This is a genomic window from Neobacillus niacini, from assembly GCF_000759675.1.
GTDB lineage: Bacteria > Bacillota > Bacilli > Bacillales > Cytobacillaceae > Neobacillus > Neobacillus niacini_A.
On the sequence record NZ_BAWM01000152.1, the window covers coordinates 539,946 to 546,506 of the forward strand.

Annotated in this window: 6 protein-coding genes; 4 read left to right on the top strand and 2 right to left on the bottom strand. The window is 38.7% G+C overall.

What is annotated here, in order from left to right; all coding sequences use genetic code 11:
* The first annotated feature begins 98 nt into the window (after positions 1 to 98).
* Positions 99 to 1,016, top strand: a complete 918-nt coding sequence (locus TR08_RS29115) for a nuclease-related domain-containing protein (protein ID WP_045524234.1) — start codon at positions 99 to 101, stop codon at positions 1,014 to 1,016.
* Between the two features lie 660 nt (positions 1,017 to 1,676).
* Here TR08_RS29115 and TR08_RS29120 read toward each other — a convergent pair.
* Together TR08_RS29120 and TR08_RS29125 are read right to left on the bottom strand one after the other, a co-directional pair.
* Positions 1,677 to 2,246: an isoprenylcysteine carboxyl methyltransferase family protein gene (locus tag TR08_RS29120; protein WP_045524330.1), complete on the bottom strand. Its 570-nt coding sequence runs from the start codon at positions 2,244 to 2,246 to the stop codon at positions 1,677 to 1,679.
* A gap of 2 nt (positions 2,247 to 2,248) precedes the next feature.
* The gene (locus TR08_RS29125) at positions 2,249 to 3,340 is read right to left on the bottom strand and encodes a type III polyketide synthase (protein ID WP_045524236.1); all 1,092 of its coding nucleotides are present in this window, start codon (positions 3,338 to 3,340) and stop codon (positions 2,249 to 2,251) included.
* A gap of 672 nt (positions 3,341 to 4,012) precedes the next feature.
* Between TR08_RS29125 and TR08_RS29130 the strand changes: the two genes are divergently transcribed.
* From TR08_RS29130 to TR08_RS29140, 3 genes are read left to right on the top strand one after another with little or no spacing between them, the layout of a single operon-like run.
* Positions 4,013 to 4,162: a cytochrome c oxidase subunit 2A gene (locus tag TR08_RS29130; protein ID WP_045524238.1), complete on the top strand. Its 150-nt coding sequence runs from the start codon at positions 4,013 to 4,015 to the stop codon at positions 4,160 to 4,162.
* 21 nt (positions 4,163 to 4,183) lie between these two features.
* Positions 4,184 to 4,660 (top strand): cytochrome c oxidase subunit II, encoded by a 477-nt coding sequence (locus TR08_RS29135; RefSeq protein ID WP_045524240.1) that lies wholly within the window; start codon positions 4,184 to 4,186, stop codon positions 4,658 to 4,660.
* Positions 4,660 to 6,324 (top strand): b(o/a)3-type cytochrome-c oxidase subunit 1, encoded by a 1,665-nt coding sequence (locus TR08_RS29140; protein WP_045524241.1) that lies wholly within the window; start codon positions 4,660 to 4,662, stop codon positions 6,322 to 6,324. Before TR08_RS29135 ends, TR08_RS29140 begins: the two co-directional genes overlap by 1 nt.
* The last annotated feature ends 237 nt before the right edge of the window (positions 6,325 to 6,561 follow it).

The window sequence follows — 6,561 nt, forward strand, 5'->3', positions numbered from 1 at the left end:
TTTTCCTATCGTGAAAACTAAAATTGTTAACATAATGTTCATACAGTTACTTTCGGGCTAAGGTACTATTGAAGTAATACATGAAAAGGATGTGGAAAATGGCATTTAAGGAGCGTACCGAGTCAGATGAATTGAAGCTATTTAGATCCTTGAACAATCGAATGGTTTTACCCAGCAAAGAGAAAAAAATCTATTTGTACCTTGAAAAAGGTTACAAAGGTGAGGTGATATTTGATCAATTAACTGAGAGACTTGATGCTAACAAGTTTCTGATATTGAATGATTTGCGGATGGAGACGAACTCTACAAATTTTCAAATAGATACTTCTATCATTAGCCAAGAGATTTTCTTCCCATGTGAAGTGAAAAATTACGAGGGGGATTATTATTATAAGTCCGATCAGTTCTATGCAATGAATGATACTGAAATTCAGAATCCGCTAGATCAAATAAAAAGGAGTGACACATTACTCCGTCAAAAGCTCCATAAGAAAAGATATCCGCTCCCCATAAAATCAAATGTCTTCTTTGTCAATCCAGCGTTCACCCTCTATCAAGCACCATTGGAAAAGCCTATTATATATCCCACACAGCTAACACGTTTTTTTGAGGAATTAAATTCGAAACCTTCTATACTAAATTACAACCATTATAAACTAGCAGAGTATTTAACGAAGGAGCATAAAACATTTTCCCCCTATACTCGATTACCACCTTATAACTATGAGCATTTGAAAAAAGGACCAAGCTGTGTATCGTGTTTTTCTTTGTCGGTTATTGCTGCGGAGACTAAGTTAATCTGTCGTGCATGTGGTTGTGTGGAAAAGGTAGAGGATGGGATATTGCGGTGTGTGAGGGAACTTCAGCTTCTCTTTCCAAATAAAAAAATCACCACCAATTTGGTGTTTGAGTGGTGCAAGGTAATTGAATCTAGGAAACAGCTTAGGAGAATACTAAAAAAACACTATAAGACAATAGGGACTAGGCATTTTACGTACTATATTATAAAAGAATAGATTTATAGATCTGCTGGAGTGACCCATATGCCTTTTTTACATGCTTTTCGGTCACTCCAGACTATCTGCATTGACCCAATTGCCTTTTCTACATGCTTTTCGGTCACTCCAGACTACCTGCATTGACCCAATTGCCTTTTCTACATGCTTTTCGGTCACTCCAGACTATCTGCAGTGACCCATATGCCTTTTTTACATGCTTTTCGGTCACTCCAGACTTCCTGCATTGACCCATATGCCTTTTTTGCATGCTTTTCGGTCACTCCAGACTTCCTGCATTGACCCATATGCCTTTTTTACATGCTTTTCGGTCACTCCAGACTTCCTGCATTGACACATATGCCTTTTTTGCATGCTTTTCGGTCACTCCAGACTTCCTGCATTGACCCATATGCCTTACAAAAATGCTCTTCGGTCACTCAAATTCCACACAAAAAGAAAAAGCCAAGGAATTCTCCTTGGCTTAATGTAATATTCACTTACCGTGTTACATTTTTTAAGACGTGCTTCATGACAAATGCGTATATGATTACCGTTCCACCTACAAATGCAAAAGCCATAAGTTACACCTTCCTATCCGCTCAAATGAAATGAGAATGAATATCATTCTACTTTAAAAATAGGATATCACAGCTGATAATCATTTTCAATATCCATAAGTTATTTGTCATATTTATTTAACAATTTTGGCACAAACCGATTACAACCTCCAAAGCTTCCTTCATATTCAGTGAGCTCCCGCAACGCTTTTTCCTCTGCGGGGATGCGGATTGACAGCATAAGTACATTTAATAACGTAAACAAGCATGCGGTGATGTATGCACCAAAAAACAACGGAACAACAAGAAGTTCAATGGAAACAACTAAATAGTTGGGATGTTTGATAATACGGTATGGTCCTTTTCTGACGACTTCAACATTTGGTAAAACAATGATTTTTGTATTCCAATAACGACCAAGCGAAGAAATCGCCCAAACTCTAATCAGCTGAGCACTAACAAACACAGCTGCTAACAATGGCCAGAAAGATGATAACTCACGAGAAAAGATAATTTTCTCAAAAAATAAAACAATAAAAAACAAAGAATGCATCAACACGATAAATTGATAATGCTTCATACCAAATTCTATCGCGCCCTGTTTTTTCATCCACTTTTCATTTCTTCGAGCAATCACTAACTCAAGTAAACGTTGAATAATCAAAACTGAAATAAATATAAAAAAAGGAATCATCATTTACCCCATTTCAGTAAAAGCAATTCTGAACTAAATCCAGGACCTAGCGCGGTGCAAAGTCCATAAGACCCCGCTTCCCCACCTAATTCCATAAATCGTCTAAGGACATATAGGATTGTTGCCGACGACATGTTTCCATACTGCTTTAACACATCAAGTGAAATATCAGTCATCGCTGGTGGTATTCCTAATGATCTGATGTAAGCTTCAATTACCTTTTTCCCGCCAGGATGCGCAATGAAATGGTCAATCTCAGCCAGCTCAAGTCCATTTTGTGTTAAAAATTTACTTACATTAGGTTTTAGCCACTCCTCAATAATATTGGGGATATCTCTGGAGAATACCACGAATAGCCCTTGATCCCTTATATCCCAGCCCATTACATCTAAGGAATCCGGCATTAACGTCGATTGAGTATTAATAATGGCTGGAGCAGTCTTTTTAGCACTTAATTCCTCAATGTTTATTTCATTTCCACAAATCAATGCACAGGCAACGCCATCAGCAAAAAGTGAGGTCCCAATTAAGTTGCTTTTTGAAAAGTCATTCCTTTGAAAGGTTAAACTGCAGAGTTCTACTGAAAGCACTAATACCTTGGCATCTGGACAGGCAGTGCAATATTCAAATGCCCTCGATAATCCAGCAGCACCTCCTGCACAGCCAAGACCCCAAATGGGAATTCTTTTGGTGTGCTCCCGGAATGGCAATAGGTTCATGATTCTTGCCTCGATACTGGGAGTTGCCATACCCGTGGTTGAGATATAGAAAATGGCATCGATTTCTTCACAATGAATTTCTCTTTTCAAAAATGCTTCATTATTAAGGCAGTTCTCAATCGCCTGCTTACCTAGTGTCACTGCAGATTCAATATAGGCATTGTTTTTATCTGCAAATGAACGGTCCTCTTTATACCAACCAATATCTTTTACGATGTGTCTTTTTTCAATTTGCCCGTTTTGAAAGGCTTTAAGCAGCCTTTCAATATCCTTAAACCGTTCTGAAAAAAGTTCTCTCGCAAAGTCGATGGCTTGCTCTTGTTTTATTTCAAAGTCCGGTACAGCTTCTGCTACTGAAAGAATCGTTGGCATTTGTTCATTCTCCTTCAATGTAGATAATGGTATTTTTACCAAAAATAGGAGATGTATGTATAAAAAAAGCTTCCCTGCAAGAGGGAAGCCAACGTTTTGAAGGTTGTTGTTGTGCTCTTTGATTATAACGTGGATTTTGAAACTAATCATTACGAAAACATTTCCAATTTCAACTTAATCTTTCTCCTAATAAACACCCTTCACTGTTTTTCTGATTGGGCTTGAACCTCAATCTTTATCTTTTTATCAGCCAAGGACCCACAGATTTTACAATATTCGATTTGGTCATAGAGGAGACGGCATGGTTCACAATAATATTTTTCCATCAATAACACGCTCGCTTCTGGAAATTCTGACACATTTAATTCATTCTATTAAAAAATCCCAAAATTGTGACAAATGTTGTAAAAACAAGCTTTTCACTTCATAACAGACTTATTCAATTACTTTTATCACAGGTATTAAGTGATAGTTCACATTTTAGTCACAACTCGGCCGCTATTATTGTGATATAAATCACTGTTATATCAGTTTTTTAACATTAACATAGTAGTTACCTAAGGAATGAACAATTTGTGAACTCTCAAATTTGTTATTTTTTCTTCAAAATTGTTTTGTATTATGAAAGAGAACTTATTATTTAATTAAATTTTCTGAAGGGAGTCTTGGGGGATGGCGAAAGCGGAACTGAAAACAAACAAAAAAACAGAAATTGAAGACAGCTCTTCTCTTAAAGGGACTTTAGCGTCCGTTTTCTTTTTGGGGATCTTTTTAGTTGTCACATGGGCAAGTGTCTACTTCTTATTTTTAGACCGTTTTTAAAGAGGGAAAGGGGAAAAAACCATGCATATGCATAAGTTTGAAAAAATTTGGCTTATTTTCGGTATAGGCGCACTAGTGGTTTTCTTATCAGTTGTGGGTGTAAGCGCTTTTTACTTAGGTAACAAGCCGCCTAGCTGCTTAACTACTATTGATCCTAAAAAGGTTGATACTCAGGCTCCATTTGATAAGCCTGGTTTAAACAAGGTTGAAGGAAAAGAATGGGACTATGAATTAGTGTATGTGGCTTCTGCCTTCTTTTACAATCCTGGCGAAGTGGAAGTTCCACTTGGGGCGAAAGTAAAAGTTATTGCTACAACAAAAGACGTTATCCATGGTTTTCAAGTAGCTGGTACGAATATCAATATGATGCTTGAACCGGGTTATGTAAACGAGATTGTCACAACGTTCGATAAAGAAGGCGAATATTTAGTGGTTTGTAACGAGTACTGTGGTACTGGTCACCACTTAATGAGTTCTAAGATAAAGGTGGTTAAATAATGATTAGCCAAACAACAAAATTAAAAGTTGATCCACGTGATGGAAAGCTTGCGATGGCACACTTTTATGTTGCCTTTATTGCTCTAGCTTTAGGCGGTCTGATGGGATTACTACAAACCCTTGTCCGCTCTGGTAAATTCGAGCTTCCATGGGGTATTGATTACTATCAAATATTAACCGTACATGGTGTTTTAATGGGTCTTGTTTTAACAACATTCTTTATTATGGGATTCCAGTATGCTGCTGTCAGTCGTACAGCAGGTACCCATTCTCCAGCAGCACGCCGGATTGCCTGGATTGGCTTTTGGGTCATGACTGTTGGAACCATCATGGCTGCAACCATGGTTTTACTTAAAGAAGCATCTGTTCTTTATACGTTCTATGCACCATTAAAAGCTCATTGGATTTTTTACTTAGGTATGACATTTGTTGTGGTTGGCAGCTGGCTTGACGGAGCAGCCCAAATTATGACCTATGCAAAATGGCGTAAGGAAAACCCAGGTAAACCTAGCCCACTTTTAAGCTTCATGGCTGTCATTAATACAGTACTTTGGATTGTAGCAACATTAGGTGTAGCGTCGACCGTTTTATTCCAGTTACTGCCTTGGTCACTTGGCATAGTAGATACTGTTGATGTATTAGTCAGCCGTACATTGTTCTGGTATTTCGGACATCCGCTCGTGTATTTCTGGTTACTTCCAGCCTATATGTGCTGGTATGCTATCGTTCCAAAAATTATTGGCGGAAAAATTTTCTCAGATTCTTTAGCACGTTTATCGTTTATTCTGTTTTTGCTATTTTCCATCCCAGTTGGTTTCCACCATCAATTAACCGAGCCTGGTATTGATCCAGCGTGGAAGTTTTTACAGGTAGTTCTAACGTTTATGGTTATCATTCCATCATTGATGACGGCGTTTTCTTTGTTCGCAACCTTTGAGAGATATGGCCGCTCTAAAGGAGCAACTGGACTTTTTGGCTGGTTCAAGGTTTTACCTTGGAATGATGCTCGTTTTACCGTTCCATTTATTGGAATGGCAAGTTTTATCCCTGCTGGAGCAGGCGGTATCATCAACGCTTCAAACCAGATGAACCAAGTAGTTCATAATACGATTTGGGTAACAGGACACTTCCATTTAACTGCTGCAACCTCTGTTGTCCTTACTTTCTTTGGAATCTCTTACTGGTTGGTTCCACATTTAACTGGACGTAAATTAACAAAGGCAATGAACAAATTAGGTATTATTCAAGCTTGGGTTTGGTTTATAGGAATGGCCTTTATGTCAGGTGCTATGCACTTTCAAGGACTACTTGGCGGTCCAAGACGTTCTGCCTTCTCAACTTATGGAGATTCAGCACAAGCTGCTGAATGGATTCCTTACCAAATTGCACAAGCAGTTGGCGGATCCATTCTATTCCTTGGAATCATTCTAATTATCATCATCTTTGTTAACCTTGCATTCTTTGCACCTAAAGGAGAAGAAGAATTCCCTGTAGGTGAAGCAGAGAATTTGGAAGAAAAGGCACCAATGATATTTGAAAACTGGAAATTATGGCTTGGTATCACTGCAGCCCTAATTCTATTCGCTTACACCATTCCGTTTATCGATATGATTCAAAATGCACCTCCAGGTTCACCAGGATATAAAACTTGGGGTTCTTGGTAAAACAAAAAGCGCAAGCGCCCTGTTTAGCGACGTATGGACTGGAGCCCTCTGACTGAGATAAAGGAAACACGAAGAGCGACAGCGTTTCGATGTTGACTTATCGTAGGGAAGAGAGCGAAGTACTAGTCGCTGGGTGCTGGAGCTGGATTCAGGCAAATAGAGTAGGCGCATGAAAAATTCATGCGCCTCTCACAGTTCCGTACGTGCGGGTCATCGCATACGGCTCCTCCACGTTTA

What these genes read in the sequence shown, in the direction of transcription:
- TR08_RS29140 (WP_045524241.1), top strand. Translation starts at nt 4,660, where the DNA reads ATGATTAGCCAAACAACAAAATTAAAAGTTGATCCACGTGATGGAAAG.
- TR08_RS29135 (WP_045524240.1), top strand. Translation starts at nt 4,184, where the DNA reads ATGCATATGCATAAGTTTGAAAAAATTTGGCTTATTTTCGGTATAGGC.
- TR08_RS29125 (WP_045524236.1), bottom strand. Translation starts at nt 3,340, where the DNA reads ATGCCAACGATTCTTTCAGTAGCAGAAGCTGTACCGGACTTTGAAATA.
- TR08_RS29130 (WP_045524238.1), top strand. Translation starts at nt 4,013, where the DNA reads ATGGCGAAAGCGGAACTGAAAACAAACAAAAAAACAGAAATTGAAGAC.
- TR08_RS29115 (WP_045524234.1), top strand. Translation starts at nt 99, where the DNA reads ATGGCATTTAAGGAGCGTACCGAGTCAGATGAATTGAAGCTATTTAGA.